Raw genomic sequence first — 1,568 nt, forward strand, 5'->3', positions numbered from 1 at the left:
ACCTTATTCCCTATAAGTAATACATTATTAGCATTAATATTACCCATATTAACTACATTGCCTGCTTTTTGTGGTTTAAACACCGGTGAAAAAGTTAATCCATCATCAAATTTTTGCATCTTTGCAAACTTTTGTATATCCTCATCACCCATCGACGAAGTCGAAGCCACAAAGCGATTAGCATTGATAGTTCCTGTTTTAGTAATGATTACTCCATTAGGATTGATTAAAAAGACATTATTACCTTTTGCATTTAATACACCTTCTATGGTAGATTTACTTGTTCCATGAGCAATGTTTAGGTAGTTTTTATTGTTTCCATTAAAATTTACACTTTCACCTTTACCTATGCTAAAGCCACCACCCCATTGTATGACTGAATTTGTTCCATGTCCATTAATATTTAAGGTATTGTCATTTGGTTTGTTTATAGTTCCACTAGTCCCGTGAGTAAATTTACCTCCACTAGGTAAAGCCATTAGTGGAGAAAATAGCATTGATACAGTTATACCTGAGAGTATGATGTGATTTGATAGTTTATGTGTTTTCATAATTAATCCTTTTGGTGCATTGTTTTAATTTAAATTCACTACTATGCTTTTTGCATCTTTACTTACACTTAGAGTGTATTTAGCTTTTTGAACTTTTGCTTTAATATTTTTATGTAAGCTTTGATTATTTTTAGTGATAGTTTCTAATAAGCTTTGTAAGTCTTTTTGATTTAAGTGTTTATTATTTGCATCTACAAAGCCTTTTTCACTTTGCATTAAAATAAAGCTTTTATTTTTTACATTATTGTTTGTATATACATTAATAGAACTATCTTTAGAAAGATGAATAGCTTCTTTAGCATTTAAATAAGCCTTAGTATCATCTTTTAAGATAAAGCTATAATGATCAAAGTTATTAATAGTATTTGCTTTTATATTTGTATTTAATACTAAATGATTATTAGTACCATTTTTATGTGTTAGAACTTTTGATACAAAGTTATTATCTTTTTTAGTTTGTAAAAAACTTCCTGCTAATACATCTATATTGGTATTGTTAAAAATATTAGTATTACCACTTAGATATAAGGTATTATTATAGCTTTTATCATTTTCACTATATACTCCAGAAGCGCTTATAAATATAGCTTTGTTGTTTTTATACTCATCTATATTTAAATTATTTATATGAGTATAATTATCATGAGTATTCTTAGCTATACCTGCACTAATTATTATTTCCCCTTCTCTTTTATCAGAAGCTGTACCTAGGGCTAAATTATCAAAGATAAAAGTATTATTAGCACTTTCATTTTTTGCATTAATAATATATACATTAGAACTAGCTGCACTTGAATAATCTTTAATATTTAAAGTATTATCATTAGCATTTTCATTAGCTCTTAAAATGATTTTAGAACCTTTATCTATATTAGAAGCATTGGATAAAGATTGCACCATATTATATTTTATAGTGTTTTTTTCTAAATTATCAGCTTCTATAATAGCAGTGAGGTTTCTACCTGATTTTACATTATCTAAAACTATACTATTAGCATTAGCACTACTAGCATAATA

1 protein-coding gene and 1 pseudogene are annotated in these 1,568 nt (G+C 26.8%); both read right to left on the reverse strand.

Going from position 1 to position 1,568, the window contains the following annotated elements:
• The coding region (locus L8Y18_RS08500; protein ID WP_263676660.1) for a filamentous hemagglutinin N-terminal domain-containing protein at positions 1 to 551 on the reverse strand (551 nt) is incomplete at its 3' end.
• A 24-nt stretch (positions 552 to 575) separates the two neighbouring features.
• Positions 576 to 1,568: pseudogene (locus L8Y18_RS08505) on the reverse strand (hypothetical protein); the annotation flags it as partial.

This window comes from Campylobacter sp. CNRCH_2007_0968H, assembly GCF_025773245.1.
Taxonomy (GTDB): domain Bacteria; phylum Campylobacterota; class Campylobacteria; order Campylobacterales; family Campylobacteraceae; genus Campylobacter_D; species Campylobacter_D lari_D.